Here is a 25543-nt window from a genome sequence, read left to right as displayed (position 1 = left end):
TGCGATTCCTCGAAAGGGGTTGGAAAAGTTGCAGGGAGCCATTTTAAACGCCGCGTCGCGACGACCCGAAGGCAGGCCTTAAAAGGGTCGCCAGTATGCCCAAGCGTCTTTTCTTCGTCATCAGTCTTTGAGAGGCAGTACCAGCGGCAACAGGCGCGAGGTGTTGCGTGCATCTTCGAGGGCGCGGTGCTGTTGTCCCTGAAACTGCATGCCCGCCAGCTGCAGCGCGCTGTGCAGGCCTACCGGGCGCTGTAGCTGGCGAGCCTTGGCGAAAGCCTGCTTGAGATTGAGGTGTGGCACATCGGCCAGCAGGCTATGCAAGCGGTGCTGGCGCCACTCTTGTTCCAGTTGGCGTCGATCATAATCCCCCCAGCTGCTCCAGCCGACCAGGCGCGATGCATGCTGCATCAGCCAGCGTTCGAACTGAGCCCAGACTTGAGGTAAGGGCGCTGCATTGTCGACGTCGGTCTGGCTGATGTGGGTGAGTTCGCGGCAGAAGTCGGTCAGGCACGGGCGGCGCTGTGGTTTGACGATGCGCTGAAAGTGATCCCGCTCATGGCCGTCCACACCAACCAGGCTGGCGCCGATCTCGATGATTTCCATTTCCTCCATCGCCCAGCCGCCCTCATCGGTGGTGGCCTCCAGGTCGATGACTAGCCAATGCCCCATGGGCGCTCCTTAGAACCTGTCTGCGATCTCTTGCGCTTCGGCCTCGCTGCATGGAAAAGGTTCCTGGCATCAGGGCCAAGGCTCCAAGCTCAAACACCCGTTCTGAATCGAACCGCAGGCAGTATGGAAGGCCTTTTCGACCAGGGCAAACGTCGTGTTAGGCTCTGGCGCCTATATCTGCAGGAGGTTGCTATGGCAAAGGTCGCGTTTCTCGGTTTGGGCGTCATGGGGTATCCGATGGCCGGGCATCTGGCTCGCAAAGGGCATCAGGTGACGGTCTATAACCGCTCGCCGGGCAAAGCCGAGCAATGGATGGGGGAATATGCCGGCAGCTCTGCGCCGACCCCGCGTGAGGCGGTGGCGGGCGCCGAACTGGTGATGTGTTGCGTCGGTAACGATGACGACCTGCGCAGCGTGATTCTGGGCGAGCAGGGTGCGTTCGCCGGTATGGCGCCGGGCGCCATTCTGGTCGATCACACCACCGCCTCGGCCGGTGTGGCGCGTGAGCTGGCGGCTGTTGCGGCCGAGCGTGGCCTGGGTTTTCTCGATGCGCCGGTATCCGGTGGTCAGGCCGGTGCGGTCAATGGCGTGCTGACCGTGATGGTTGGTGGCGAGGCCGAAACCTATGCGGTTGCCGAGCCGGTCATCCAGAGCTACGCGCGCATGATGCGCCTGATGGGGCCGGCCGGCAGCGGCCAGTTGAGCAAGATGGTCAATCAGATCTGCATCGCCGGTCTGGTTCAGGGCTTGGCAGAGGCGCTCAACTTCGCTCAGTGCGCAGGGCTGGATGGCCATGCGGTGGTCGATGTGATCAGCAAGGGCGCGGCGCAGTCCTGGCAGATGGAAAACCGCTACAAGACCATGCTGGCGGGCGAGTTCGATTTCGGCTTCGCAGTCGACTGGATGCGCAAGGATCTATCGATCCTGCTCGAGGAGTCGCGTCGCAACGGTGCCCAACTGCCTGTGACGGCGCTGGTCGATCAGTTCTACGCCGACGTTCAGGCCATGGGCGGCGGGCGCTGGGATACCTCCAGCCTGCTGGCTCGCCTGCAGCGTAACCGCTGATCGCCAAAGGCCTCGACGGACGGCGCGCGCCTCATTAGCAGGCCGTTGAAAAAACGTAGGCGAGGCAGCCAGTGCAAGGCAAAAGCAGCCGAAAAAGCGCAGTTTACGTTTCGTAAATGAGCATTTTGAGGCTGTTTTTAACGCAGCAATGGCAACGTAGGTAGTTTTTCAGCGGCCTGTTAGGATTGCCGCCGTTCGTTTGTAGTCGAGGTCGTTTCATGGAGTGTCGTGCCGGTTGCGGTGCCTGCTGCATCGCGCCTTCCATCAGCTCACCGATTCCGGGCATGCCTGACGGCAAGCCCGCTGGCGTGCGCTGTATCCATCTCAATGCCGAGTTTCTCTGCGCCATCTTCGGTCGCCCGGAGAGGCCCGCAGTGTGCGGTGGGTTCAAGGCGGAAGAGCAGCTGTGTGCGGATGATCGCGAAAGCGCCATTCGTATGTTGGGTTGGCTGGAGCAGGCGACTGCCTGACGATGTGAACCGCTCACGGCCCGTGCGGGTCGAAACGCAAACAGTCCCGCCGGGAGTTGCTCGAAGATGATGCGTTATTCCTTTCTGGCCATGCTGTTGTGCGCGACCGCTGTCCAGGCTGCCGAGAGGCAGTGGCAGCTGGAGCGCGAAGAAGACGGTGTCAGCGTTTACCTGGCTGACGTGCCTGGATCCAAGTACAAGGCCTATCGCGGTGTGGTGACGATCAACGCTGACCTGGCCGCGGTACAGGCGGCGCAGGAGGATGTCGCGGGGTCCTGCTCCTGGATATTCAGCTGCCAGCAGCAGCGACTGCTCGAGACCGAGGGTAATGTGAGCGAGCTGTACACCCGTTTCGAGATGCCCTGGCCGGTGAAGGCGCGTGATTCGGTGATCCAGGTGACCACGCGCACCGATGCTGACGGCGCTGTCACGCGCCTGCTCAAGGCGGTGCCGCAGCGATTGCCGGAGGAGAAGGATTTCGTGCGGGTGCAGCGTGTCGATGGCGAGTGGCATCTCAAACCGCTGGACCAGGGCAGGGTGGAGGTGACCTACGAGGTGCACACCGAGCCGGGTGGAAGCGTGCCCTCCTGGCTGGCCAACAGCTTCGTCGTCGATGCGCCGCTGCAGACGCTGCAGGGTTTGCGAGCGAAGGTGGAAGGGCGCTGAGCGAGATACTCGCCAGGCAATAAAAAAGGCTGCCAGATTGGCAGCCTTTTTCGTCTCAGGGCGCTATCAGTCTCGGTTGGTCGGCAGATCGCGCTGCTCGTAACCGGTGTACAGCTGGCGCGGACGGCCAATCTTGTACGGACCCGAGAGCATTTCCTTCCAGTGCGAGATCCAGCCCACGGTACGTGCCAGGGCGAAGATAACGGTGAACATCGAGGTCGGAATGCCGATGGCCTTGAGGATGATGCCCGAGTAGAAGTCGACGTTCGGGTACAGGTTGCGCTCTTTGAAGTACGGATCGGTCAGGGCGATCTCTTCCAGGCGCATGGCCAGTTCCAGCTGCGGGTCATTGGTGATGCCCAGCTCGCCGAGGACTTCGTCGCAGGTCTGCTTCATCACGGTGGCGCGCGGGTCGCGGTTCTTGTACACGCGGTGACCGAAGCCCATCAGCTTGAACGGGTCGTTCTTGTCCTTGGCCTTGGCAATGAACTTGTCGATGTTCGAAACGTCACCGATCTCGTCGAGCATGGCCAGTACGGCTTCGTTGGCGCCGCCGTGTGCCGGCCCCCACAGCGCGGCGATACCGGCTGCGATACAGGCAAACGGGTTGGCGCCCGAGGAGCCAGCCAGGCGTACGGTGGAGGTGGAGGCGTTCTGCTCATGGTCGGCATGGAGGATGAAAATCTTGTCCATCGCCTTGGCCAGCACCGGGCTGATCGGTTTGATCTCGCACGGGGTGTTGAACATCATGTGCAGGAAGTTTTCCGCGTAATTCAGGTCATTGCGCGGGTACATCATGGGCTGACCCATGGAGTACTTGTAGGTCATGGCAGCGATGGTCGGCATCTTGGCCACCAGGCGCATGGCCGACACTTCGCGGTGCTGCGGGTTATTGATGTCCAGCGAGTCGTGATAGAAGGCGGACAGGGCGCCAACCACCCCGCACATGATGGCCATCGGGTGGGCATCGCGGCGGAAACCGTTGAAGAAGGTCTTCAGCTGCTCATGAACCATGGTGTGGTTCTTGATGGTACTGACGAACTTGGCCTTTTCTTCCTTGCTCGGCAGTTCGCCATTGAGCAGCAGGTAGCAGGTTTCCAGGTAGTCAGACTGCTCGGCGAGCTGCTCGATGGGGTAGCCGCGGTGCAGCAGGATGCCCTTGTCGCCGTCGATATAGGTGATCTTCGACTCGCAAGAGGCGGTCGACATGAAACCAGGATCAAAGGTGAACCGACCCGTGGCGGTCAGGCTCCGCACATCGATTACATCGGGACCAACAGTGCCGGTCAGAACGGGCAGTTCGACGGGGGCATTGCCCTCGATGATCAACTGCGCTTTTTTGTCAGCCATATGTGGCCTCCTAGTTATGCTTGAAATCATCAGACAGCCCCCCACGCAGGGCCCGCACCACTATAGTGGGATAAATCCGAAAGTCAATTTGCGAGAACCCAGGCAGTAGAAGGGTTTGAACGGTGTTTTCAACGAAAAAAGGCCGCTATTTACGCCATTTGTTTAAAGGCTGCAATGCGCTTTTTGGGGGAGGGCATTGCATTGTCATTAGTCTGCTAACTGTCTATACTCTGCGGCCGACCGCCACAGGCTTTAGGGCCGTGTCATGGCGGTTGTCACTCATTGGGTGATGGGTACCTTGCCAGTGCACTTCCCAACAACTTTGCCCTGATCGTTAGGGGCTCTCAGTGTGATAAAAAAGCCGTGAATAGCCAACGACCTGTAAACCTAGACCTTCGGACTATCAAGCTTCCGATCACCGCTTACACGTCCATTCTTCACCGTATCTCCGGTGTCATCCTCTTTGTCGGTATCGCCATTCTGCTGTTTGGCCTCGACAAGTCGTTGACCTCCGAGGAGGGCTTCGCCCAGGTGAAAGAATGCCTGACCAGTCCGCTGGCCAAGTTCGTGATCTGGGGTCTGTTGTCCGCTCTGCTGTACCACCTGGTGGCCGGTGTACGCCACTTGATCATGGACATGGGCATCGGTGAGACGCTGGAAGGCGGCAAGCTGGGCTCGCAAATCGTCATCGCCGTCTCGGCGGTCGTGATCGTGCTGCTGGGGGTGTGGATATGGTAACTAATGTCACGAATTTCTCGCGTTCGGGCCTCTATGACTGGATGGCTCAGCGCGTTTCTGCGGTCGTTCTCGCGGCTTACACGCTGTTTCTGCTGGGCTATGTGATCTGTAATCCGGGTATGGGCTACGCCGAATGGCATGGTCTGTTCTCGCATACCGCAATGCGCATCTTCAGCCTGCTGGCCCTTGTTGCACTGAGCGTGCACGCCTGGGTTGGCATGTGGACCATCTCCACCGACTACCTGACGCCGATGGCGCTGGGCAAGTGGGCGACTGGTGTGCGTTTCCTGTTCCAGGCCGTGTGTGGCATCGCGATGTTCGCGATGTTCGTCTGGGGCGTGCAGATTCTGTGGGGTTTCTGATTCATGGCTAGCATCCGTACTCTTTCCTATGACGCCATCATCGTGGGTGGCGGCGGCGCCGGCATGCGTGCTGCGCTGCAACTTGCCCAGGGCGGTCACAAGACTGCCGTGGTCACCAAAGTGTTCCCGACTCGTTCGCACACCGTTTCCGCTCAGGGTGGCATCACCTGCGCCATCGCTTCGGCCGACCCGAACGATGATTGGCGCTGGCACATGTACGATACCGTCAAGGGTTCCGACTACATCGGTGACCAGGACGCTATCGAATACATGTGCTCCGTCGGTCCGGAAGCGGTGTTCGAGCTCGAGCACATGGGCCTGCCGTTCTCCCGTACCGAGCAGGGCCGCATCTACCAGCGTCCGTTCGGTGGTCAGTCCAAGGGTCCGGACAATCCGACTCAGGCTGCTCGTACCTGCGCTGCTGCCGACCGTACCGGTCACGCACTGCTGCACACCCTGTATCAGGCCAACCTGAAAGCCGGCACCTCGTTCCTCAACGAGTGGTACGCGGTTGACCTGGTGAAGAATCAGGACGGCGCCATCGTCGGCGTCATCGCCATCTGCATCGAGACTGGCGAAACCGTCTACATCCGCTCCAAGGCCGTGGTTCTGGCCACCGGCGGTGCTGGTCGTATCTACGCCTCCACCACCAACGCCCTGATCAACACCGGTGACGGCGTGGGCATGGCCCTGCGTGCCGGCGTGCCGGTGCAGGACATCGAAATGTGGCAGTTCCACCCGACCGGTATCGCCGGCGCTGGTGTACTGGTCACCGAAGGTTGCCGTGGCGAGGGTGGTTATCTGATCAACGCCCATGGCGAGCGTTTCATGGAGCGTTATGCGCCGAACGCCAAAGACCTGGCTGGCCGCGACGTGGTTGCCCGCTCCATGGTCAAGGAAGTCATCGCCGGCAACGGCTGTGGCCCGGACAAGGACCACGTACTGCTGAAGCTCGACCACCTCGGCGAAGAAGTGCTGCACAGCCGTCTGCCGGGTATCTGCGAACTGTCCAAGACCTTCGCTCACGTCGACCCGGTCGTCGCTCCGGTCCCGGTGATCCCGACCTGCCACTACATGATGGGCGGCGTGCCGACCAACATTCATGGCCAGGCCATCACTCAGGACGCCAACGGCAACGACAAGATCATCGAAGGTCTGTTCGCCGTAGGTGAAGTGGCGTGCGTATCGGTACACGGTGCCAACCGTCTGGGCGGCAACTCGCTGCTGGATCTGGTGGTATTTGGCCGCGCCGCTGGCCTGCACCTGGAAAAAGCGCTGAAAGAAGGCGTGGAAGTCCGTGGTGCCAGCGAAACCGACATCGAACAGTCGCTGTCGCGTCTGGCTGGTGTCAACGAGCGCAGCACCGGTGAAGACGTCGCCCCGCTGCGTAAAGAGCTGCAACAGTGCATGCAGAACTACTTCGGTGTATTCCGTACTGGCGAATACATGCAGAAGGGCATCCAACAACTGGCCGACCTGCGTGAGCGCATCGCGAAAGTCAAAATCGCGGACAAGAGCCAGGCGTTCAACACTGCGCGTATCGAAGCGCTGGAACTGCAAAACCTGCTCGAAGTGGCTGAAGCGACTGCGGTTGCCGCCGAGGCTCGTAAAGAGTCCCGTGGAGCCCACGCTCGTGAAGACTTCGAGGAGCGCGATGACCAGAATTGGCTGTGCCACTCCCTGTACTTCCCAGGCGAGAAGCGCGTTGCCAAGCGTGATGTCAACTTCGCGCCGAAGACCGTTCCGGCATTTGAACCCAAGGTTCGGACTTATTAAGGGTGACTGATATGTTGCAAGTCAGTGTTTATCGCTATAACCCGGAGAAGGACGCTGCTCCGTTCATGCAGGACTTCCAGGTCGACACCGGCGGCAAGGACATCATGGTCCTCGACGTGCTGGCGCTGATCAAGGAACAGGATGAAGGTTTCTCCTACCGTCGTTCCTGCCGTGAAGGCGTATGCGGTTCCGACGGCATGAACATCAACGGCAAGAACGGCCTGGCCTGTATCACGCCGATCTCCGCTGCCGGCCTCAAGGGCGGCAAGTTGGTGATTCGTCCGTTGCCGGGCCTGCCGGTCATTCGTGACCTGGTCGTCGACATGAGCATCTTCTACAAGCAGTACGAGAAGGTGCAGCCGTTCCTGCAGAACGATACGCCGGCTCCGGCCATCGAACGTCTGCAGACTCCGGAAGAGCGCGAGAAGCTCGACGGCCTGTACGAGTGCATTCTGTGCGCATGCTGCTCGACCAGCTGCCCGTCGTTCTGGTGGAACCCTGACAAGTTCCTCGGTCCCGCTGCACTGCTGCAGGCCTATCGCTTCCTGGCCGACAGCCGTGACACCAAGACCGCTGAGCGCCTGGCCTCGCTGGACGATCCGTTCAGTGTGTTCCGCTGCCGCGGCATCATGAACTGCGTGAACGTTTGCCCCAAGGGTCTGAACCCGACCAAGGCGATCGGTCACGTGCGTAACATGCTGCTGCAGAGCGGTACCTGATTCGCAAGTTGCTATACCTGTAACACCTGCGAGTCCGGCTCAGGCCGGCCTCGCAGTAAAGCCAGAGCCGCAGCCCACAAAGCCGCGGCTCATACTCGAAAAATATGACGACCAGCAGGGGCATCCGGGCTGGTACCCGGACTATCTGCGGGAACCCAAGTGGCTTTATCCGAGTCGCAGCATCATGACTTTGATCAGGACCATGCGGTATTCGCGCCGGTGGTGTCCCCTTACCGAGGGTGACCAAGCATGCAAGAAAGCGTGATGCAGCGCATGTGGGACAGTGCCCACCTATCCGGTGGCAACGCTGCCTACGTGGAAGAGCTCTACGAGCTCTACCTGCACGATCCCAACGCTGTGCCAGAAGAGTGGCGCACTTACTTCCAGAAGTTGCCGACCGACGGCAGCGCTGCAACGGATGTATCGCATTCAACCATTCGCGATCATTTCGTCCTGCTCGCCAAGAATTCGCGTCGTGCCCAGCCGGTTTCCGCCGGGGCCGTCAGCAGCGAGCACGAAAAGAAGCAGGTGGAAGTGCTGCGCTTGATCCAGGCCTACCGCATGCGTGGCCATCAGGCCGCCCAGCTCGACCCGCTGGGTCTGTGGGTGCGCACTGCGCCGTCTGACCTGTCGATCAATCACTACGGCCTGACCGACGCGGATCTGGACACCACATTCCGCACTGGCGAGCTGTATATCGGCAAGGAAGAGGCAACGCTACGCGAAATCCGCGATGCGCTGCAGCAGACATATTGTCGCACCATCGGTGCCGAGTTCACCCACATCGTCGATTCCGGCCAGCGCAACTGGTTCGCCCAGCGCCTGGAAAGCGTGCGCGGTCGTCCGCAGTTTTCTGCCGAAGTGCAGGCGCATGTGCTCGAGCGCGTCACCGCTGCCGAAGGTCTGGAAAAGTACCTGGGCACCAAATACCCGGGCACCAAGCGTTTCGGCCTGGAGGGTGGCGAGAGCCTGATCCCGCTGCTGGACGAAATCATCCAGCGCTCCGGCTCCTACGGCACCAAGGAAGTGGTCATCGGCATGGCCCACCGCGGCCGTCTGAACGTTCTGGTCAACACCTTCGGCAAGAACCCGCGCGACCTGTTCGACGAGTTCGAAGGCAAGAAGACCGAAGGTCTGTCGTCCGGTGACGTGAAGTACCACCAGGGCTTTTCCTCCAACGTCATGACTGCCGGTGGCGAAGTGCACCTGGCGCTGGCGTTCAACCCCTCGCACCTGGAAATCGTTTCTCCGGTGGTCGAGGGCTCGGTGCGTGCTCGTCAGGATCGTCGCAGTGACGCTACTGGCGACAAGGTACTGCCGATTTCCATCCACGGTGACGCGGCTTTCGCCGGTCAGGGTGTGGTCATGGAAACCTTCCAGATGTCGCAGACCCGCGGCTACAAGACTGGCGGCACTATCCACATCGTGATCAACAACCAGGTCGGCTTCACCATCAGCAACCCGCTGGATGCGCGCTCCACCGAGTACGCGACCGACGTGGCGAAGATGATCCAGGCGCCGATCTTCCATGTGAATGGCGACGATCCGGAAGCCGTGCTGTTCGTGACTCAGCTGGCTGTCGATTACCGCATGCAGTACAAGCGTGACGTGGTCATCGATCTGGTCTGCTACCGCCGTCGTGGTCACAACGAGGCCGACGAGCCGAACGGTACCCAGCCGCTGATGTACCAGCAGATCGCCAAGCAGCGCACTACTCGTGAGCTGTACGCCGATGCACTGATTGCCGCCGGCGTGCAGAGCAGCGACGACGTGCAGGCCAAGATCGACGAGTACCGCACCGCGCTGGACAACGGTCAGCACGTGGTCAAGAGCCTGGTCAAGGAGCCGAACAAGGAGCTGTTCGTCGACTGGCGTCCTTACCTGGGTCATGCCTGGACCGCGCGTCACGACACCCGTTTCGATCTGAAGACCCTGCAGGATCTGTCTGCCAAGCTGCTGGAAATCCCTGAGGGCTTCCTGGTTCAGCGTCAGGTGGCGAAGATCCTCGAAGACCGTCAGAAGATGGGCGCGGGCGGCTTGCCGATCAACTGGGGCTTCGCCGAGACCATGGCTTACGCCACTCTGCTGGTCGAAGGTCATCCGATCCGCATGACCGGTCAGGACATCGGCCGTGGCACCTTCTCGCACCGTCACGCGGTGCTGCACAACCAGAAGGATGCCTCGACCTACGTTCCGCTGAAGAACCTGTACGACGGTCAGCCGAAGTTCGAACTGTACGACTCCTACCTCTCCGAGGAAGCGGTACTGGCGTTCGAATACGGCTATGCCACCACCACGCCGAACGCGCTGGTGATCTGGGAAGCCCAGTTCGGCGATTTCGCCAACGGTGCCCAGGTGGTATTCGACCAGTTCATTTCCAGCGGCGAGACCAAGTGGGGCCGTCTCTGCGGTCTGACCGTTCTGCTGCCGCACGGCTATGAAGGGCAGGGGCCTGAGCACAGCTCGGCGCGTCTGGAGCGTTATCTGCAACTTTGTGCCGAGCACAACATGCAGGTGTGCGTGCCGACCACCCCGGCGCAGGTCTATCACATGCTGCGTCGCCAGGTGATTCGTCCGCTGCGCAAGCCGCTGGTGGTGCTGACGCCCAAGTCGTTGCTGCGTCACAAATTGGCCATCTCGACCCTGGAAGATCTGGCCGAAGGCTCCTTCCAGACCGTCATCGGCGAGATCGATTCGCTGGACCCGAAAAAGGTCGAGCGTCTGGTGCTGTGCAGCGGCAAGGTCTACTACGACCTGCTGGAAAAACGTCGTGCCGAGGGTCGCGAAGACATCGCCATCATTCGTATCGAGCAGCTCTATCCGTTCCCGGAAGACGATCTGGCCGAGGCGCTGGCGCCGTACAAGAACCTCAAGCACATCGTCTGGTGTCAGGAAGAGCCGATGAACCAAGGCGCTTGGTACTGCAGCCAGCACCACATGCGTCGCGTCGCTACCGCGCACAAGAAGTCGCTGTTCCTGGAGTACGCCGGTCGTGATGCGTCGGCAGCGCCAGCCTGCGGTTATGCGTCGATGCACGCCGAGCAGCAGGAAAAACTGCTGCAGGACGCCTTTACTGTTTAACGCCTTCATCCGCCAGGTGGCAGGTGCCACCTGGCGGTAAAACCGAATTTAAGGAAACGCATACAATGGCTATCGAGATCAAAGCCCCAACCTTCCCGGAATCGGTTGCCGACGGCACCGTGGCCACCTGGCACAAGAAGCCGGGCGAAGCGGTCAAGCGCGATGAGCTGATCGTCGACATCGAAACCGACAAGGTGGTGATCGAAGTACTGGCCGAGGCCGATGGTGTTCTGGCTGAAATCATCAAGAACGAAGGCGACACCGTTCTTTCCAACGAACTGCTGGGCAAGCTGTCCGAAGGTGGCGCTGCCGCCGCTGCTCCGGCTGCCGCTCCGCCCGCTGCCGCCGCTCCGGCTCAGGCTGCTGCCCCGGCCGCCGCTGGCGACGACGCCATCCTCTCGCCTGCCGCGCGCAAGCTGGCTGAAGAGAACGGCATCGACCCCAACAGCATCGCTGGCACCGGCAAAGGTGGCCGTGTGACCAAGGAAGACGTGGTCGCTGCCGTTGAAGCCAAGAAGAACGCTCCGGCCGCTGCTGCCAAGCCGGCTGCTGCTCCTGCTGCCGCCGCTGCTGTCGTCGCCACTGGCGATCGCACCGAGAAGCGTGTGCCGATGACTCGCCTGCGCGCCAAGATCGCCGAGCGTCTGGTCGAGGCTCAGTCCTCCATGGCCATGCTGACCACCTTCAACGAAGTCGACATGACTGAAGTCATGGCCCTGCGTTCGAAGTACAAGGACCTGTTCGAGAAGTCCCACAATGGCGTGCGCCTGGGCTTCATGTCGTTCTTCGTCAAGGCCGCCACCGAAGCCCTGAAGCGCTTCCCGGCAGTCAACGCCTCGATCGACGGCAACGACATCGTTTACCACGGCTACGCCGACATCGGCGTTGCCGTGTCCAGCGACCGCGGTCTGGTCGTTCCGGTGCTGCGTAATGCCGAGCAGATGAGCCTGGCTGAAATCGAGAGCGGCATCGCTACCTTCGGCAAGAAAGCCAAAGACGGCAAGCTGTCGATCGAAGAAATGACCGGCGGCACCTTCACCATCACCAACGGTGGTACCTTCGGTTCGATGATGTCGACGCCGATCGTCAACCCGCCGCAGGCTGCCATCCTGGGTATGCACAACATTATCCAGCGTCCGATGGCGATCAATGGTCAGGTGGTGATCCGTCCGATGATGTACCTGGCGCTGTCTTACGACCACCGCCTGATCGATGGTAAGGAAGCCGTGACCTTCCTGGTGACCATCAAGAACTTGCTTGAAGACCCGGCTCGCCTGCTGCTGGAAATCTAAAAGCCAGTCTCCTCCACGGCGGCCCTGTTCTCAGGGCCGTCCGGTTTATTCGAGAAGGAATACGTTATGACCCAGAAATTCGACGTGGTAGTCATCGGTGCCGGCCCTGGTGGCTATGTAGCCGCCATCAAAGCAGCGCAGCTCGGCCTGAAGACTGCCTGCATCGAGAAGTACCAGGGCAGCGACGGTAAGGTCGCTCTCGGCGGCACCTGCCTGAACGTCGGTTGCATTCCGTCCAAGGCGCTGCTGGACAGCTCCTGGAAGTACCACGAAGCGAAAGACGGCTTCGCCGTGCATGGTATCGAAGCCAAGGGCGTGACCATCGACGTTCCGGCCATGGTGGCGCGCAAGAACACCATCATCAAGAACCTCACCGGCGGTGTTGCCGGCCTGTTCAAGGCCAATGGCGTGACCCTGCTCGAAGGCCACGGCAAGCTGCTGGCCGGCAAGCAAGTGGAAGTCACTGGCACCGACGGCAAGACCCAGGTGGTCGAAGCCGCTCACGTGATCATCGCCTCTGGCTCCAAGCCGGTCGAGATCCCGCCGGCCCCGGTCGATCAGGACGTCATCGTTGACTCCACCGGTGCCCTGGAATTCCAGAGCGTACCGAAGAAGCTGGGTGTTATTGGCGCTGGCGTGATCGGTCTGGAGCTGGGCTCGGTATGGGCTCGCCTGGGTGCCGAAGTCACTGTCCTGGAAGCCATGGACAAGTTCCTCGCTGCTGCCGATGAGCAGATCGCCAAGGAAGCCCAGAAGACCCTGACCAAGCAGGGCCTGGACATCCGCCTGGGCGCTCGCGTGACCGCTTCGGAAGTCAAGAAGAAGCAGGTTGTGGTCAGCTTCACTGACGCCAATGGCGAGCAGAAAATGACCTTCGACAAGCTGATCGTGGCCGTAGGCCGTCGTCCGGTGACCACTGATCTGCTGGCTGCTGACAGCGGCGTGGACCTGGACGAGCGCGGCTTCATTTTCGTCAACGACCAGTGCGAAACCAGCGTTCCAGGCGTTTATGCCATCGGTGACGTGGTGCGCGGTGCCATGCTCGCGCACAAGGCCTCGGAAGAGGGCGTGATGGTTGCAGAGCGTATCGCCGGCCACAAGGCGCAGATGAACTACGACCTGATCCCGTCCGTGATCTACACCCACCCGGAAATTGCATGGGTCGGCAAGACCGAGCAGCAGCTGAAGGCCGAAGGCGTTGCCGTCAACGTCGGCACCTTCCCGTTCGCTGCCAGCGGTCGTGCCATGGCGGCCAACGACACCGGCGGCTTCGTCAAGGTCATCGCTGACGCCAACACTGACCGTGTACTGGGCGTTCACGTGATCGGCCCAAGCGCTGCCGAGCTGGTACAGCAAGGCGCGATCGGCATGGAATTCGGCACCAGCGCCGAAGACCTGGGCATGATGGTCTTCTCCCACCCGACCCTGTCCGAGGCGCTGCACGAAGCGGCCCTGGCGGTCAACGGTGGCGCGATTCATATCGCCAATCGCAAGAAGCGCTGAGTGTGCAAGTGGCCGGTAGCGTCCGGCCACTGCAGTAGTTGTTGTAAGCCGCCGTGGTAGGCGGGGCGTCGTGTAATCGCCTCATCGCCACGGTGGTGTTTGCAAGCAGAACCACGTCGGGTGGCCCGCGTCGAGTTCGACTCGCGGCGGAAGGCCCGGCGGACTGCTTCGGCAGTCACAGGTGGCGCGGTATCACAAGTACAGCGCCGAATGCGCAATACCTAAACGAAGACGGTAGACAAGCATGAATCTTCACGAGTATCAGGGTAAGCAGCTGTTCGCTGAATACGGCCTGCCTGTATCCAAGGGCTTCGCGGTAGACACCCCGGAAGAAGCCGCAGAAGCCTGCGAAAAAATCGGCGGCAGCGAGTGGGTCGTCAAGGCTCAGGTCCACGCTGGTGGCCGCGGTAAAGCCGGTGGCGTAAAGCTGGTCAAGAGCAAAGAAGACGCCAAGGCCTTCGCCGCCAACTGGCTGGGCAAGCGTCTGGTGACTTACCAGACTGACGCCAATGGTCAGCCGGTCAGCAAAATCCTGGTCGAATCCTGCACCGACATCGCCAAGGAACTGTACCTGGGCGCTGTAGTGGACCGCTCCAGCCGTCGCATCGTGTTCATGGCTTCCACCGAAGGTGGCGTGGACATCGAGAAAGTGGCCCACGAAACCCCTGAGAAGATCCTCAAGGCCACCATTGATCCGTTGGTCGGCGCTCAGCCGTACCAAGGTCGCGAGCTGGCTTTCCAGCTGGGTCTGGAAGGCAAGCAGGTCGCTCAGTTCGCCAAGATCTTCGTAGGTCTGGCCAAGCTGTTCAAGGATCACGATCTGGCTCTGCTGGAAGTCAACCCGCTGGTCATCAAGGCCGACGGCGACCTGCACTGCCTGGACGCGAAGATCAACATCGACGCTAACGCCATGTACCGTCAGCCGAAGCTGAAGACCTTCCACGACCCGTCGCAAGACGATCCTCGTGAAGCCCACGCTGCCAGCTTCGAGCTGAACTACGTGGCCCTGGAAGGCAACATCGGCTGCATGGTCAACGGTGCCGGTCTGGCCATGGGTACCATGGACATCGTCAACCTGCACGGCGGCAAGCCAGCCAACTTCCTCGACGTAGGTGGCGGCGCAACCAAAGAGCGCGTGACCGAAGCCTTCAAGATCATCCTGTCCGACAGCAACGTCGCTGCCGTTCTGGTGAACATCTTCGGCGGCATCGTTCGTTGCGACATGATTGCCGAAGGCATCATCGGCGCCGTGAAAGAAGTCGGCGTGAAAATTCCGGTGGTCGTCCGCCTGGAAGGTAACAACGCTGAGCTGGGCGCCAAGGTCCTGGCTGAAAGCGGCCTGAACATCATCGCGGCAACCAGCCTGACCGACGCTGCTCAGCAAGTCGTCAAAGCTGCGGAGGGCAAGTAATGAGCGTCCTGATCAATAAAGACACCAAAGTCATCTGCCAGGGCTTCACCGGCTCGCAGGGTACTTTCCACTCCGAACAAGCCATCGCCTACGGCACCAAGATGGTTGGCGGCGTGACTCCGGGCAAAGGTGGCACTACCCACCTGGGCCTGCCAGTGTTCAACACCGTGAAAGAAGCTGTCGAAGCCACTGGCGCTGACGCTTCGGTCATCTACGTTCCGGCTCCGTTCTGCAAAGACTCGATCCTGGAAGCTGCATTCGGTGGCATCAAGCTGATCGTCTGCATCACCGAAGGCATTCCTACCCTGGACATGCTGGACGCCAAGGTCATCTGCGACGAGCTGGGCGTTCGCCTGATCGGCCCGAACTGCCCGGGCGTGATCACTCCCGGCGAGTGCAAGATCGGCATCATGCCGGGTCACATCCACCTGCCAGGCAAGGTAGGTATCGTGTCGCGTTCCGGCACCCTGACCTATGAAGCCGTTAAGCAGACCACTGACGCCGGCTTCGGCCAGTCCACCTGCGTGGGCATCGGCGGTGACCCCATCCCGGGCTCCAACTTCATCGATATCCTGAAACTGTTCCAGGAAGATCCGAAGACCGAAGCGATCGTCATGATCGGTGAGATCGGCGGTTCGGCTGAAGAAGAAGCGGCTGCCTACATCAAGGCCAACGTCACCAAGCCTGTAGTTTCCTACATCGCTGGTGTGACCGCTCCTCCCGGCAAGCGCATGGGCCATGCTGGCGCCATCATCTCCGGCGGCAAGGGCACTGCAGACGAGAAATTCGCTGCACTGCAGGACGCCGGCGTGAAAACCGTGCGCTCCCTGGCTGACATCGGCAAGGCCCTGGCCGAGCTGACCGGTTGGGAAGTCAAGAAGGCCTAAGCCTTCGCTGACTGCTCGCGAAAAGGCCACCTTCGGGTGGCCTTTTTGTTTTTGAACGCGTGCGTATCTGGAGCCTTACCCCACAAGTGGGGCAGGGGGCTCAGGGCCGGGTATTGGATGCGCGCATGCTTCGCCAAGCTCAATCGAACTGGTACTGCACGCCCGCGCCAACATACCAGGCGCGCTCCGGGCCGGGTTCGTAGTAGCGGCCGTTGCCGTCACCGACTATCACCGACCCGATGTACTCGCGATCCAGCAGGTTGTCGATGCGCAGCACCTGGTTGAAGGTCAGTGCGCCGGCCTTCTGCTCGAAGCGCGCCTGCCAGTTGAACAGCGCATGGCTGGGCGCCGTCTTGGCGGTATTGCTGTCCTCGACATAGAGCTGGCTGCGGTACAGTCCTTCGACGGCGGTGCTGAACCAGTCCAGCGGTTGCCAGGCCAGCTCACCATACAGCGTGCGCGCGGGAATGCCGGGCAGGTGGTTACCTTCTTCGATCAGGCGGCCGTTGCTGGTGAAATCCTTGCTGTAGGTGGCATCGATCTCGGTGTAGGCGAGGTTGGCGCGCAGGGTGTCGCTCAAGCGGCTTTCCAGTGCCAGCTCGAGGCCCCTGCGGCGAGTCTGCGCGGCGTTCTGGAAGCGACTACGGCCACCGTTGGCCGACTCCACCACCAGCTCGTCATCGGTGTCGATCTGGAACAACGCCAGTTGCAGGCTGGTCGCTTGTGCGAGGCGGGCCTTGAGACCAATTTCAATTTGCTCGCTGGTGGCTGGTTTCAGCTCGAAGCCGAAGCTGTTGTCGGGGCCGGAATAGGACAGCTCATTCAGCGTCGGTGTCTCCAGCCCCTTGCCCCAGCTGGCATAGATATTCAGATCTGGTAGCAGGGCGTAACTGGCGCCAAGAGTGGGCGTGAGCTCACGGTAGGTGACCGAGCCGCTGTCGTCGCCATTGCTCAGGAAGCGGTCATCCACGTCGAACTCTACCTGGCTGTGGCGCAGACCAGCCTGCAGGTCGAGTTTGCCCAGCTGCCAGGCTGCCAGGCTGCCTGGACGTAGGGCGACAGGCTAGTGACCTCATTACGCTCGTCGCGGCGCAGATTACCTTTCACGCCCAGGGTGGTGCCGATGAAGTTCTCGTAGCCCTGGCGGTCATCGCGCGAATAGTCGTAGTCCAGGCCGGTGGTGACAGTCAGCAGGCTGCTACCCAGGTCGAACGACTGGATCCAGCGATTACCGATGCCATGGAAGCGGCGCTCGAAGTCGATCACGCCACCGGACTGAGAGGTCGGAATCTGCGCGGCTACAGGAATCGACTGGTACTGAATTACCCGTCGCGTGCCGCTGTAGACCGTGTTCTGCCAGGCGCCGGCGGCGAAGCTGCGCTCGTAGTTGAGGGCGAACTGGCGATGATCGACGGTCTTGCGCGTATCGAACTGCAGTGCGCTGGGGGCGGCGGCGCGGCGATTGCTCTGTACCTGAGACCAGGTCAGACCCTGCGGGTCCTGGGTGTCGTTCTGATCCAGTTCACTGAAGCTCAGGCTGAGCTTGCTGAGGTCATCCGGGTACAGGGTCAGCTTGGCAAAGGTCTTGTCGAGGATGGCGCCGCTGTGGTCGCGGTAGCCGTCTGTCTCGAAATGCGAGCGGTTGATGATGAAACCGGCTCTGTCGTTGCCGCCTTCGGCCGAGACGCGGGTACGGCTGGTGCCGTACGCGGCCTGGGAGGTGTCGAGCGCGACCTTGGGGGCACCTTCGCCATCGCGCGAGAACAGCTGGATGACCCCGCCTGAGTTGCTGCCGTAGACGCTGGCGAATGGCCCACGCAGGACCTCGATGCGCTCCAGGGTGTCGAGGTCGAAGGTCGCCGCCTGGCCCTGGCCGTCCGGGTTGGACAGCGGCACACCATCGGCCAGCAGCTTGATGCCACGAATGCCAAAGGCCGAGCGGGCGCCGAAGCCGCGTGAGGATATTTGCAGGTCCTGCGCATAATTTTGTCGATTCTGCACCACCAGCCCCGGGACGCTGCCGAGTGCTTCGGAGAGGTTGACACCTGGTTTGCCCAGGGTGGCTTGTTCGGCATCGATGCGGTTGACCGAGAAGGGCAGTTGCCAGCCGCTGGCCTGATAACGGCTGCCGGTGACTACCAGTGGGTCGCCCTGGTAGGTGGCGTTTTCGGCCTGTGCAGTCAGTGGCAGGAACAATGCGGGCAGCCAGAAGCAGGGGCTCAGCCGGTACATAAGCGAAATGTCTCTCTTGTGGCAGGTAGGCGATATTGAACGTGTCAGTCAGCAGCGGACCAGAGCTGGGTGATAGCCATTAGCGGAAATGCTCTACGAAATGTTGCCGAAATAGGGTTGTCGGATGATTTGGATAGCGCTAACATCCGGATCAAACAATGAGCGGCGCCACCTCGATGGTGCCCATGGAGTTCCCATGCAACAGCAGCCTTGCGCATTGCCTGCCCGTACCACCCTGGTGGTCATGGGGGTCAGTGGCTCCGGCAAGAGCGAGATCAGCCAGGCGGTCGCCACCGCACTCGGTTGGCGCCATATCGAAGCCGATCATTTCCATCCTCCCGAAAACGTAGAGCGCATGCGCGCGGGCATCCCGCTGAGCGACGAAGACCGTCGCCACTGGCTGGATGCACTGTGCGAGCAGATGCTGGCCGCGCAGGCCGCAGGTGAATGCTTCGTGCTGGCCTGCTCGGCGCTCAAGCGCGCTTACCGCGAGCGCCTGCGTCAGGCGGTTCCGGGGTTGCAGTTCGTGCATCTGGATATCGATCACGCCACCGCGGTGCAACGTGTCGGCGCTCGGCCCGGACATTTCATGCCGACTTCGCTGGTCGACAGCCAGTTCGCCACCCTCGAAAAACCGGCAGGTGAGCCATACGTACGAGTCGTCGATGCGCAGCAGTCGCGGCAAGCGTTGGTGGCCGATATCCAGGCCTGGGTTCGTCGCGAAGCCACGGAGGCCGTGTCGAGCCAGGCCCAGGATATGCTCGATAGCGAAATTGATAGCGCTAACCAAGCAGCCCAGCTAGGCGCCGAACCGATCTATGAGGGTCGCATCGCGCGTATGTTCGATCGCCTGACCGATGGCCTGATGGCGGTGCTGATGGCCTTCATGGTGGTGGCGGTGTTCACCAACGTGGTACTGCGCTACGCCTTCGGCACCGGCTGGCCGGGCGCCGAGGAGCTTTCACGGCTGGCGTTCGTCTGGCTGGTCTTCGTCGGTGTGGCCTCTGGTATGCGCCGTGGCGAGCTGATGACCTTCCGCATGATTCGCGACCGCTTCCCGCTGCTGGCGCAGCGACTGGTGGATTCGCTGAGCTGGATTCTCGTGGCAGGAGCGAGCCTGCTCTCGGCTTTGGGCGCCTGGAATCAGGTGCAGTTCGGCTGGGGCAACGTCAGTACCGTGGTCGGTTATCCGGTGGTGCTGGCGATGCTGCCGGTGCTGGCGAGCATGCTGGTGCTGGCGATTCTGGCGGTGGTGCAGTTGGTCAACCTCTGGCGGCGTACGCCGCAGGCGACGCTGACCCAGGCGCACGTCGAATGATGCTGGCCCAATTCCAACAAGACGGGCACTGCCCAGCGAGGACCTGCCGATGACTGTCGCGGTATTTCTTTCTTCCCTGCTGGGGTTCATGGCATTCGGCATGCCCATCGCCTTCGCCCTGATCCTCACTGCGGCCGTACTGATGTGGTACCTGGATTTCTGGGACGTGCAGTTGCTGGCGCAGAACCTGCTCGCCGGCGCTGACAGCTTCCCGCTGCTGGCGGTGCCGTTCTTCATCCTGGCCGGCGAGCTGATGAACGCCGGCGGCATTTCCCGGCGCATCATCGCCATGGCGCAGGCCTACTTTGGCCACCTGCGCGGTGGCCTCGGCTACGTTGCCATTGCGGCCGCCGTGCTGCTGGCCAGCATGTCCGGTTCGGCACTGGCCGATACCGCGGCACTGGCCACCTTGCTGTTGCCGATGATGCGTCAGCGCGGTTATCCGGTGCATTCCTCGGCGGGCCTGGTAGCCGCTGGCGGCATCATCGCGCCGATCATTCCGCCGTCAATGCCGTTCGTGATCTATGGCGTGGTCACCAACACCTCCATCAGCCAGCTGTTCATGGCCGGCCTGGTGCCGGGATTGATCATGGGCGCCGGCCTGATCGTCGCCTGGACACTGATCGCTCGCGGCTTCACCGAACCGACGCCGCCCAAGGCCACTGCTGCCGAGCGTCGCCGCGTGCTGATCGACGGCGCCGCTGCCCTGATGCTGCCGGTGATCATCGTTGGCGGTCTGCGCTTCGGCATCTTCACGCCCACTGAGGCCGCCGTGGTAGCCGCCATGTACGCGCTGGCCGTGTCCACCTTGCTCTACCGCGAGCTGAGCTGGAACGACCTGATGGAGACCCTGACCCGTGCCAGTCGCACCACGGCCTCGGTGATGTTCCTGTGCGCCGCGGCCACGGTCTCGGCCTACATGATTACCCTGGCGCAGTTGCCTGACGAAATCGGCGCCATGCTCGGGCCGTTGGCCGAGCACCCCAAACTGCTGGTACTGGCGATCATGCTGCTGATGATCGCGGTGGGCATGGTGCTGGACCTGACGCCGACCATCCTGATTCTGGCGCCAGTGCTGGCGCCCATCGCGATCAAGGCAGGGGTCGATCCGGTGTACTTCGGCGTGATGTTCGTGCTGATCGGCTCCATCGGCCTGATCACGCCGCCTGTGGGCACCGTGCTCAACGTCGTCGGCGGTATCGGCAAGTTGCGCATGGAGGTGCTGGTACGCGGCGTCATGCCGTTCTTCCTGATTTACCTGATCATCGTCGCGTTGCTGGTGGCGTTCCCGTCCATCGTCACCGTGCCGCTGGCCTGGCTGCGCTGAGTTGACCTGACGGCGTTGGTGCGCCGACATCATTCACAACAATAAGAGGTAGTCCCGATGAAACGTCCACTGCTCGCCATCCTCACCGCTGCCATGCTGTGCAGCCCGCTCGCCAGTTTCACCGCCCATGCCGATGACGTGCGTTCGCGCATGATCCGCTTCGGTTACGGTCTCAACGAGAACAGCAATCAGGGCCGCGCGGCCAAGCTGTTCGCCGAGGAGGTCGCCAAGGCCTCCGACGGCAAACTGAAGGTGCGTACCTTCGGTGCCGCCAGCCTGGGCTCGGATGATCAGATGCAGAGTGCGCTGATTGGCGGCGCGCAGGAAATGATGGTCGGCTCCACCGCGACCCTGGTGGGCATCACCAAGGAAATGGCGGTGTGGGACACGCCTTTCCTGTTCAGCAGTGCTGAGCAGGCCGATGCCGTGCTCGACGGCCCGGTGGGCCGCCAGGTCATGGACAAGCTGGAGGAGAAGGGCCTGGTCGGCTTGGTGTACTGGGAGAACGGCTTCCGCAACCTGACCAACAACACGCGGCCGATCAGCAAGCTGGAGGACTTCTCCGGCGTCAAACTGCGCGTGATGCCCAACCCGGTATTCCTCGAGACCTTCAAGCTGATGGGCGCCAATGCCGTGCCGCTGCCGTTCTCCGAGCTGTTCACCGCGCTGGAGACCAAGGCCGTCGACGGCCAGGAAAACCCCTTCAACACCATTCTTTCCTCGAAGTTCTACGAGGTGCAGAAGTACCTGACCGTGACCAACCACGTGTACAGCCCGTGGATCGTCACCGTATCCAAGCGCTGGTGGGATGGTCTGTCGCAGACCGAGCAGAACATCCTGCTGGAGGCGGCCAAGAAGGCGCGTGACTTCGAGCGTAAGGACACCCGCGAGGAAGCAGCCCGTGCCCTGGCCGAGCTGAAAGACAAGGGCATGCAGATCAACGAAGTGGAGCCAACCGAAGTGCAGCGCATGCGTGAGCAGGCCGCGCCGGCGATCCAGAAGGTCGTCGACACAGTCGGTCAGCAACTGTTCGATCAGGTGCAGACTGAGGCCGAAAAGGCCGCTCTATAAGGGCTTGCCCAGGATCGGCTAGGCCAGTGCGCCGCTGATTCTGGGCAGGTTCGCAGTTTCGCGGGGCACGCAGGTGGTATCGCTCCTTGCATGGTGGCGTTACCCCGGGCGGCGTGTCCCGCGCTTTATTCCCCGGCGGGGCTGGTAGAATCGGCCGCTGAAATCATTGGAGGCGCTATGAGCCAACGCCGTCGCCGGTCCGCAGAACGTGTCACCTTGTCCGACGTGGCCAAGGCCGCGGGCTGCTCGTTGATGTCCGCTTCGCGCGCGCTGTCGCAACCGGGGCGGGTGTCTGATGCGTTGCGCGAGCAGGTGATGCGCGCGGCCCAGGCGCTGGGTTACGTGCCCAACCCGGCAGCGCGGGCATTGGCCAGTTCACGCTCGAACCTCGTGGCTGTGGTGATCCCGTCGCTGTCGAACTCGGTGTTCGTTGATACCGTGGAGGCCATCCAGCGGGTGCTGATGCCGGCCGGCTTCGAAATGATGATCGGCGTCAGTCACTACCGGGTCGAGGAGGATGAGCGTCTGTTGCGTTCCTATCTGGCGCACCAGCCAGCTGGCTTGCTGCTTACGGGTTTCGAGCGCAGCGACGCGGCGCGCGAAATCCTCGGCGCCAGCAGTTGCCCATTGGTGACGTTGATGGAGCTGAGCGAGGAGCCGGAGGATTACTGCGTCGGCTTCTCTCAGGTCGAAGCCGGCGCTGCCATGACCCGTGCCCTGGTGCAGCGTGGTTACCGCCATATCGCCTTCGCCGCAGCGCAGCTTGACCCACGCACCCTGCAGCGTGCAGAAGGCTACCGTCAGGTGATGCGCTACCTCAATCGACATGATCCGGCGCTGGAATTGCTGACACCGCAGTTGTCATCCATCGGCTTGGGCGCCGAGTTGCTCGATCGCCTGCTGGCGCAGCAGCCGCAGATCGATGCGGTGTTCTTCAACAACGACGACCTGGCCATGGGCGCGCTGTTCCGCGCGCGTCAACTGGGCCTGGACGTGCCGGGACGCCTGGCCATCGCCGGTTTCAACGATTTGCCAGCGGCAGCCTGGATGCATCCGGCCTTGAGTACCGTGCGTACCACCCGTGGTCGTGTCGGTGAGCTGGCGGCGAACATGCTGCTGGCGCTGATGCGTGGTGAAACGCCGGAGCAGCATTGCATCGACGTTGGCTTCGAGCTGGTGATGCGCGACAGCGCCTGAGACCTACTGCTTCTTGTTGGCCGCCGCCAATTGCTCGGCGGCGTCGAGGCGCAGGCGTTCACGCTCATCGAAACGTTCTGCAGCCAGCGCCTCGATCGCCGCGCGCTTGTCGCCACTGCTGAGTCCCTCGTTGACCTGAATCTTCGTCTTGGCGGTGATGTAGTCATCCAGACGCCGCTGCCAACTCTGTCGTTGGCTATCCAGCGCCTCCAGGCGCGTGGTGGCTTCGGCGCCTACCAACTGCTGACGCATCTGGCGGATCTGCGCCGCGCTGGCGCCTTCGGCCTGCAGGCGCGCGGTGTGCTGCCGCAGTTCCTGCTGCAGTTGCGGCAGTACGGCGTCCTGCAGCTCTTCAGGCAGGGATGCGCGCAGGCGGTCGACGGCAACGCCTTTCTCCTCTGCGCTCATTGTGCTGTCGTGCTGGATGGCCAGGCGTTCCAGGGTGAAGCGGTTGTAGCCTTCCTCGCGGGCGAAGAAGGCCAGGTGGGTTTCGCTGTCGAACAGTCTTGCGCGCAGGGCCTGCACGGCGGTCTCGCGCTGGCGCATGGCATCCAGGCTGGCCATTTGCGGCAGGTCGCGCTCCAGCAGCACCAGCTCTCGCTTGTAGCTCAGGTATTGCTCCAGCAGTGCTTGCGCGCGGGCACGCGCAGGTTCCTGCAATTGACTGTCGATGTAGTTGCGCAGGCGTGACACGCTGGCATCCAGGCTTTCCTCGCCGATGCTGGCGAGGAAGTAATCGAAGATCCGGCGGATGTCTTCGCTGATGATCAGATTGCCGGCAGCGTCCAGGCGAAAGCTGCCGTCGACTTTGGTGCCGACGAAGGAGCGGGGCAGGGCCGGCGTTGTGGCCTTCTTCTGGGTATCTTGGTTGGGCGGTGTTAAGGCCTCTGCAGCCGGCGCCGGCCCGGACTGCGTAGGCGTGGCAGTGGCGGCGGGAGGCGTGAATTGGGTCGGTTGGTGTCCGGGTTGCAGGTAAAGCATCAATGCCAGGCCGGTAACGATCAGTAAAGGCAGGGCGAACAGGGTTTTCTTCACGGCAGGTTCCAGTAAGGCGTTCGAACCATTGCTCAGCGCTGGTACCTCGCAGGGTGCGCGCGGCGCACCCTACGAAGCGCAGCGGTTCAGAGCCCGGCGTTCTTCAGGCGGTTGGCGTGCTGGCGATAGACAGTCACCGGGTCGGTCTCGAACAGGCTGGTCAAGCCCAGGGTCTGGTTGACCTCGTCGAGATGGTTCATTCGGTAGTTGTCACGAATCACCTGGCCCATGCGCGAGCTGCAGCGGCCGACCAGGCCGTCATTGGCTTCGTTGCCGAAGGTCAGTGAGGAGGCGCCCATCAGCAGGTCGCTCGGGTCGAGCAGGTTGGTCAGCGGGCTGGTACCGCTCCAGGAGTAGTAGCGCACGCCGTTGACGCTGTAGGCACCTTCGCCGCAGGCGCTGGTGGGTATGCCTTGTGGGAACTTGGCATTGAAGCGTGCTGCGCCCTCGCTGTTGAGCGACTCCAGCGAGCCCAGCGCATTCTGCGGGGTGGTGCTGGAACTGCCGGAGAGGAAGTTGATCAGCGTCCCCAGGCCGTTGACGATGCCAACCAGCAGCGGGGTGGCGACCGGACCGGCCGGGCCGTCGCTGATGCCCTTGAGGAAATCGGCGGTGGCCGAACCCTTGTGCGGTGCACCGACGCTGGTGACCGATGCCACCAGATCCGGGCGAACGGCGGCGACGTAGCGGGTGGTTGGGCCGCCATGGCTGTGGCCGATCAGGTTGACCTTGCCTTTGCCGCTGATGGCGACTATGTCCTCGACCTGCTGCAGCAATTGCTCGCCACGTGCTTCGGAGGTGTCCAACTGGCTGACTTCGGTGACGTAGACACTGGCACCGTCACGGCGCAGTGCCGCCGGGATGCCATACCAGTAATCGACGCCGAGGATGCTGTCGAAGCCGAGCATGCCGTGGCCGAGGACGATCGGGTACTTGGTCTGGGTGTAGCCGGATGAACCGAACCAGAAAGCCTGGGTCTGGCCGCTGGCGAGCAGGCCGGTACCGAGACAGAGGGCGAGCAGGGTTTTATTGTTCTTCATGGGTGCTCTCGATGGGGTTTGTTGAGGCAGTCAGCTGCTTCCTGCAACACAGATCACGCCCATTCCGTGGCGCGTACGGCGCAAGAACGATGGCAGGAAACATGCCATCGTCCTGCAGTTTCCGGCGAACCCTCTATACAGGCGCTTTCCAGGATTTTCGGGCGACTTGGCCTCGATATCGCTGCGTACTTTCTGTTACGTGCCGAAACGTCAGGTCGCGCCGAGGGCCGCAATCGATCTGGCCAGGCGGGGCGTCCATGGCCAGGAACGGGTCTTTTGAGCGGATGGAAATGCGCGAATTGACCGGGGCCCAATCGAAGGTTGGGGTCGAAGT

22 protein-coding genes are annotated in these 25543 nt (G+C 61.8%); 16 read left to right on the top strand and 6 right to left on the bottom strand.

Features of this window, described 5'->3' with window-relative positions; all coding sequences use genetic code 11:
• Positions 1–120: 120 nt before the first annotated feature.
• Positions 121–669, bottom strand: coding sequence for a 3'-5' exonuclease (locus BLS08_RS14205; RefSeq protein WP_017676766.1), 549 nt, complete (start codon positions 667–669; stop codon positions 121–123).
• On the opposite strand from BLS08_RS14205, the gene BLS08_RS14200 reads away from it, so the two are divergent.
• From BLS08_RS14200 to BLS08_RS14190, 3 genes are all read left to right on the top strand, one after another.
• The gene (locus BLS08_RS14200; RefSeq protein ID WP_330219714.1) at positions 661–1734 is read left to right on the top strand and encodes an NAD(P)-dependent oxidoreductase; all 1074 of its coding nucleotides are present in this window, start codon (positions 661–663) and stop codon (positions 1732–1734) included. The genes BLS08_RS14205 and BLS08_RS14200 overlap by 9 nt on opposite strands.
• Before the next feature lie 218 nt (positions 1735–1952).
• Positions 1953–2204 carry a YkgJ family cysteine cluster protein gene (locus tag BLS08_RS14195; protein ID WP_017676768.1) on the top strand — a complete coding sequence of 84 codons (252 nt, stop codon included), beginning with the start codon at positions 1953–1955 and terminating at the stop codon, positions 2202–2204.
• Between the two features lie 66 nt (positions 2205–2270).
• On the top strand, positions 2271–2870 hold the full coding sequence (locus BLS08_RS14190; protein ID WP_017676769.1) for an START domain-containing protein: 600 nt from the start codon (positions 2271–2273) through the stop codon (positions 2868–2870).
• A 66-nt stretch (positions 2871–2936) separates the two neighbouring features.
• Here the strand turns inward: BLS08_RS14190 and gltA are convergent, their stop codons facing one another.
• Complete coding sequence (gene gltA / locus BLS08_RS14185) at positions 2937–4220, bottom strand: citrate synthase (RefSeq protein WP_017676770.1); 1284 nt, start codon at positions 4218–4220, stop codon at positions 2937–2939.
• Between the two features lie 363 nt (positions 4221–4583).
• Between gltA and sdhC the strand changes: the two genes are divergently transcribed.
• From sdhC to sucD, 9 genes are all read left to right on the top strand, one after another.
• The gene (sdhC, locus tag BLS08_RS14180) at positions 4584–4958 is read left to right on the top strand and encodes a succinate dehydrogenase, cytochrome b556 subunit (protein WP_003459981.1); all 375 of its coding nucleotides are present in this window, start codon (positions 4584–4586) and stop codon (positions 4956–4958) included.
• Positions 4952–5320, top strand: coding sequence for a succinate dehydrogenase, hydrophobic membrane anchor protein (gene sdhD / locus BLS08_RS14175; RefSeq protein ID WP_024308045.1), 369 nt, complete (start codon positions 4952–4954; stop codon positions 5318–5320). Before sdhC ends, sdhD begins: the two co-directional genes overlap by 7 nt.
• A gap of 3 nt (positions 5321–5323) precedes the next feature.
• Complete coding sequence (gene sdhA, locus BLS08_RS14170) at positions 5324–7096, top strand: succinate dehydrogenase flavoprotein subunit (protein WP_003459985.1); 1773 nt, start codon at positions 5324–5326, stop codon at positions 7094–7096.
• Positions 7097–7107: 11 nt separating this feature from the next.
• Positions 7108–7815, top strand: a complete 708-nt coding sequence (locus BLS08_RS14165) for a succinate dehydrogenase iron-sulfur subunit (protein WP_003459986.1) — start codon at positions 7108–7110, stop codon at positions 7813–7815.
• A gap of 249 nt (positions 7816–8064) precedes the next feature.
• The gene (locus BLS08_RS14160) at positions 8065–10896 is read left to right on the top strand and encodes a 2-oxoglutarate dehydrogenase E1 component (RefSeq protein ID WP_021488967.1); all 2832 of its coding nucleotides are present in this window, start codon (positions 8065–8067) and stop codon (positions 10894–10896) included.
• Between the two features lie 65 nt (positions 10897–10961).
• Positions 10962–12188 carry a 2-oxoglutarate dehydrogenase complex dihydrolipoyllysine-residue succinyltransferase gene (gene odhB, locus BLS08_RS14155; RefSeq protein WP_017676773.1) on the top strand — a complete coding sequence of 409 codons (1227 nt, stop codon included), beginning with the start codon at positions 10962–10964 and terminating at the stop codon, positions 12186–12188.
• Positions 12189–12254: 66 nt separating this feature from the next.
• Positions 12255–13691: a dihydrolipoyl dehydrogenase gene (gene lpdA / locus BLS08_RS14150; RefSeq protein ID WP_017676774.1), complete on the top strand. Its 1437-nt coding sequence runs from the start codon at positions 12255–12257 to the stop codon at positions 13689–13691.
• A 244-nt stretch (positions 13692–13935) separates the two neighbouring features.
• Positions 13936–15102: an ADP-forming succinate--CoA ligase subunit beta gene (gene sucC / locus BLS08_RS14145; RefSeq protein ID WP_017676775.1), complete on the top strand. Its 1167-nt coding sequence runs from the start codon at positions 13936–13938 to the stop codon at positions 15100–15102.
• Entirely contained in the window at positions 15102–15989 is an 888-nt protein-coding gene (gene sucD, locus BLS08_RS14140) for a succinate--CoA ligase subunit alpha (RefSeq protein ID WP_017676776.1), read from the top strand. The genes sucC and sucD overlap by 1 nt, the downstream gene beginning before the upstream one ends.
• 139 nt (positions 15990–16128) lie before the next feature.
• Here the strand turns inward: sucD and BLS08_RS26775 are convergent, their stop codons facing one another.
• Both BLS08_RS26775 and BLS08_RS26770 read right to left on the bottom strand, forming a co-directional pair.
• A complete protein-coding gene (locus BLS08_RS26775) occupies positions 16129–16986 on the bottom strand; it encodes a TonB-dependent receptor (protein WP_330219715.1) in 858 nt (285 codons plus the stop codon).
• The gene (locus tag BLS08_RS26770) at positions 16968–18221 is read right to left on the bottom strand and encodes a TonB-dependent receptor (protein WP_330219713.1); all 1254 of its coding nucleotides are present in this window, start codon (positions 18219–18221) and stop codon (positions 16968–16970) included. Before BLS08_RS26770 ends, BLS08_RS26775 begins: the two co-directional genes overlap by 19 nt.
• A 196-nt stretch (positions 18222–18417) precedes the next feature.
• Here BLS08_RS26770 and BLS08_RS14130 point away from each other — a divergent pair, with 196 nt between their 5' ends.
• The 4 genes from BLS08_RS14130 to gntR all read left to right on the top strand — a co-directional run bounded on the left by BLS08_RS14130 (position 18418) and on the right by gntR (position 23134).
• Positions 18418–19539 (top strand): gluconokinase, GntK/IdnK-type, encoded by a 1122-nt coding sequence (locus BLS08_RS14130; RefSeq protein ID WP_017676777.1) that lies wholly within the window; start codon positions 18418–18420, stop codon positions 19537–19539.
• A gap of 49 nt (positions 19540–19588) precedes the next feature.
• A complete protein-coding gene (locus BLS08_RS14125; protein ID WP_017676778.1) occupies positions 19589–20866 on the top strand; it encodes a TRAP transporter large permease in 1278 nt (425 codons plus the stop codon).
• Between the two features lie 57 nt (positions 20867–20923).
• Entirely contained in the window at positions 20924–21937 is a 1014-nt protein-coding gene (locus BLS08_RS14120) for a TRAP transporter substrate-binding protein (RefSeq protein ID WP_017676779.1), read from the top strand.
• Positions 21938–22114: 177 nt separating this feature from the next.
• Complete coding sequence (gntR, locus tag BLS08_RS14115) at positions 22115–23134, top strand: HTH-type transcriptional regulator GntR (RefSeq protein WP_017676780.1); 1020 nt, start codon at positions 22115–22117, stop codon at positions 23132–23134.
• Positions 23135–23137: 3 nt separating this feature from the next.
• On the opposite strand, the gene BLS08_RS14110 is transcribed toward gntR, so the two are convergent.
• Both BLS08_RS14110 and BLS08_RS14105 read right to left on the bottom strand, forming a co-directional pair.
• Positions 23138–24169: a lipase secretion chaperone gene (locus BLS08_RS14110; RefSeq protein ID WP_017676781.1), complete on the bottom strand. Its 1032-nt coding sequence runs from the start codon at positions 24167–24169 to the stop codon at positions 23138–23140.
• 86 nt (positions 24170–24255) lie between these two features.
• The gene (locus BLS08_RS14105) at positions 24256–25209 is read right to left on the bottom strand and encodes a triacylglycerol lipase (RefSeq protein WP_017676782.1); all 954 of its coding nucleotides are present in this window, start codon (positions 25207–25209) and stop codon (positions 24256–24258) included.
• Positions 25210–25543: the final 334 nt, after the last annotated feature.

It is taken from the genome of Ectopseudomonas chengduensis, assembly GCF_900102635.1.
Taxonomy (GTDB): Bacteria; Pseudomonadota; Gammaproteobacteria; order Pseudomonadales; family Pseudomonadaceae; genus Aquipseudomonas; species Aquipseudomonas chengduensis.
This window is presented reverse-complemented; position numbering and strand designations above follow the sequence as displayed.

Coding starts and splice junctions, on each gene's coding strand:
- gntR (WP_017676780.1), top strand. CDS start 22,115: ATGAGCCAACGCCGTCGCCGGTCCGCAGAACGTGTCACCTTGTCCGAC.
- BLS08_RS14205 (WP_017676766.1), bottom strand. CDS start 669: ATGGGGCATTGGCTAGTCATCGACCTGGAGGCCACCACCGATGAGGGC.
- BLS08_RS26770 (WP_330219713.1), bottom strand. CDS start 18,221: ATGTACCGGCTGAGCCCCTGCTTCTGGCTGCCCGCATTGTTCCTGCCA.
- lpdA (WP_017676774.1), top strand. CDS start 12,255: ATGACCCAGAAATTCGACGTGGTAGTCATCGGTGCCGGCCCTGGTGGC.
- BLS08_RS14120 (WP_017676779.1), top strand. CDS start 20,924: ATGAAACGTCCACTGCTCGCCATCCTCACCGCTGCCATGCTGTGCAGC.
- sucD (WP_017676776.1), top strand. CDS start 15,102: ATGAGCGTCCTGATCAATAAAGACACCAAAGTCATCTGCCAGGGCTTC.
- BLS08_RS14195 (WP_017676768.1), top strand. CDS start 1,953: ATGGAGTGTCGTGCCGGTTGCGGTGCCTGCTGCATCGCGCCTTCCATC.
- sdhD (WP_024308045.1), top strand. CDS start 4,952: ATGGTAACTAATGTCACGAATTTCTCGCGTTCGGGCCTCTATGACTGG.
- BLS08_RS14130 (WP_017676777.1), top strand. CDS start 18,418: ATGCAACAGCAGCCTTGCGCATTGCCTGCCCGTACCACCCTGGTGGTC.
- BLS08_RS14190 (WP_017676769.1), top strand. CDS start 2,271: ATGATGCGTTATTCCTTTCTGGCCATGCTGTTGTGCGCGACCGCTGTC.
- sucC (WP_017676775.1), top strand. CDS start 13,936: ATGAATCTTCACGAGTATCAGGGTAAGCAGCTGTTCGCTGAATACGGC.
- odhB (WP_017676773.1), top strand. CDS start 10,962: ATGGCTATCGAGATCAAAGCCCCAACCTTCCCGGAATCGGTTGCCGAC.
- sdhA (WP_003459985.1), top strand. CDS start 5,324: ATGGCTAGCATCCGTACTCTTTCCTATGACGCCATCATCGTGGGTGGC.
- BLS08_RS14160 (WP_021488967.1), top strand. CDS start 8,065: ATGCAAGAAAGCGTGATGCAGCGCATGTGGGACAGTGCCCACCTATCC.
- BLS08_RS14165 (WP_003459986.1), top strand. CDS start 7,108: ATGTTGCAAGTCAGTGTTTATCGCTATAACCCGGAGAAGGACGCTGCT.
- BLS08_RS14105 (WP_017676782.1), bottom strand. CDS start 25,209: ATGAAGAACAATAAAACCCTGCTCGCCCTCTGTCTCGGTACCGGCCTG.
- BLS08_RS14125 (WP_017676778.1), top strand. CDS start 19,589: ATGACTGTCGCGGTATTTCTTTCTTCCCTGCTGGGGTTCATGGCATTC.
- gltA (WP_017676770.1), bottom strand. CDS start 4,220: ATGGCTGACAAAAAAGCGCAGTTGATCATCGAGGGCAATGCCCCCGTC.
- BLS08_RS14200 (WP_330219714.1), top strand. CDS start 661: ATGCCCCATGGGCGCTCCTTAGAACCTGTCTGCGATCTCTTGCGCTTC.